This is a genomic window from Bacillota bacterium (assembly GCA_013314855.1).
Taxonomy (GTDB): Bacteria; Bacillota; Clostridia; order Acetivibrionales; family DUMC01; genus Ch48.
The window spans coordinates 1-2,056 of sequence record JABUEW010000251.1 but is presented as its reverse complement, the minus strand read 5'-3'; the positions used below and the strand labels follow the sequence as shown (position 1 = coordinate 2,056).

The window sequence follows — 2,056 nt, the reverse complement described above, 5'->3', positions numbered from 1 at the left end:
GGCTTTTGACGGCGTCGGAAGTGGCAAAGAAGCTGGGCGTGAGCCGGACAACGATCTGGCGGTGGTCAAAAAATAAACTCTTGACGGTCTACCAGCTCCCCGGGGGGCAGGTCCGGATCAGGGAATCTGACTTAGAGGATTTCATTGAGAAGCACAGGTTAATCAGCACACTCGGTAACACTGGTCAGCAAGATTCAGAGCAACTTCTAAATTACTAATCTGACAAAGCTAATTCAGAACCACGAGAAACTTAGGGTTCTTTATTTTTTAAACTAAAAACACTTCTGCTAAAGCCCTAGCTGAAGGTATTATGGCAAAGTTGGAAGAGATGGAATACCGGGGCTAATGCTTGTTGCCAAAATAAAGAGTAAATGGTGGGGAGTAAAAGTGCATATCTATTACGGAGGCAGTGAACGGCCAAACTTAGAAAAACTTGAACTTTCCATCTTTGAGGTATGATTTTTGAACTAATTGGAAAGCGTTTGCCTTTTTATAATGTGTTGCATTAGCCATATGATTTAGTTCATTATACATGATATAAAAAAGTTTATCAAAACCACTTGAAAACAAAGAATGTTCAATGACTGATTGCTCTGAAATTATTAATGCATAAATTCCATCAATATTATTTTTTGTTTTATATGTAAGTCTATGGTTTCCATCAATTACGAGATAACTATACTGACCATTTAAAAAAGGTACTATAACTATTGGTTCATTGGAATTTGAATAGGAGTCAACATTTGTATTAACCGGGGTCCATTTAAATAAACTATTTTTTTGTACAAACTCTGAAAGTGGAATAAATTGGCTTTTATGTTTGGCATCCGAAATAATTTCATTTGCAATAGTTACACGAAAATGAAGAAGTATTTTGTTGTATTGAAAATCAATAGGTAGTTGAAATATTTCTGGCTCTAACTGAAGAAGCAAGCGCAATTTGGAAATAGATTCGGGTGTCTTTAATTGATTTTTTAAGATGTCATCACAATCATTTAACTCTTTCATCCACATTTTAAGATATTGACTTTGGAGATTTTCATCAGATAGAATTTTTTGAGAGTTAATTTCATTAAAAAGATCTAAATAGTTAATAGAATAATGTCTAAAATTAATAAAATCAAATGGCATATAGAACATCCTTTCACGTGCTTTATATATTTGCACTAGGATTGTTAATTTACAATAGTAAAAAGGAGGTATTATTCGTATGATTAAATTAAACAAGGATAATTTAGTGGAGTTCAATAATACGACAACAGAACTACGAGGTGTTCTTCTGGGTTACAAAAAAGATGAACATGATAAACCCGTTTTTATTCATTTTAATAATAGAGACTCTAATATTGAAAATAAGATAATTATTGGTAAACCTGAACCTGGAAAAGGGTTTTATTTAAAATAATCGTACATATTCGATGATTTAGTATTTTTTTCCTCCTGGATTTGATAAAAATAACCTACTGGTAAAAGAGTATCCATGAAAGCAATATCGTTATGCAGCTATGAGCCAGCCGGTGGCCATAGGGGCAAAGCATATAACCCTGGTCTTAGGATGGAGGATCTGGTACGGGTCCTCGCCAGCGTCCACACCTGTCACCGGGAGGAAGTGAACTACGCCCGGCCTTTCTGTTAGGGAGATACAGCAAAAAATATGATGGGAGGCGCAAGATTAGATTCAATAAAACGGTTAATTATAAAAAACAAAAAAATATATGCATGTCAAGATGGAGTGTGCTGTTTTTGGTGTGTAAGGCGCGCCGGGATAGACTGCCGAACTTCCGAATAATAAACTACAACATATTTAGTGAGATGTTAACAAAAATTTCTAAAATCGTCTTATGGGTTGTGATAATGTACTTATTAACATACCAAACCAGTAAATTAGGAATTATACAACAAATCTTTCATCAATTCAACTAAATTACTGCAGCATACGGATATAACCTGCAACAAATGAAACACATTGAAAAGGAGTGAAACCTATTGAACGATAGACTAAAAAGTTTTCTTAAAGAACTGGAGTATGTCAAGGATTGTATCCCACCGGATGCCT

General features: G+C 34.7%; 3 protein-coding genes. 2 read left to right on the top strand and 1 reads right to left on the bottom strand.

Annotated features, from left to right (window positions below; translation table 11 throughout):
- A partial coding sequence (locus HPY74_20910) for a helix-turn-helix domain-containing protein (GenBank protein NSW93067.1) occupies nt 1–218 on the top strand: 218 nt, incomplete at its 5' end.
- A gap of 205 nt (nt 219–423) precedes the next feature.
- Here the strand turns inward: HPY74_20910 and HPY74_20905 are convergent.
- Nucleotides 424–1,131, bottom strand: coding sequence for a hypothetical protein (locus HPY74_20905; GenBank protein NSW93066.1), 708 nt, complete (start codon nt 1,129–1,131; stop codon nt 424–426).
- A 79-nt stretch (nt 1,132–1,210) separates the two neighbouring features.
- On the opposite strand from HPY74_20905, the gene HPY74_20900 reads away from it, so the two are divergent.
- A complete protein-coding gene (locus tag HPY74_20900) occupies nt 1,211–1,405 on the top strand; it encodes a hypothetical protein (protein NSW93065.1) in 195 nt (64 codons plus the stop codon).
- Nucleotides 1,406–2,056 lie beyond the last annotated feature (651 nt).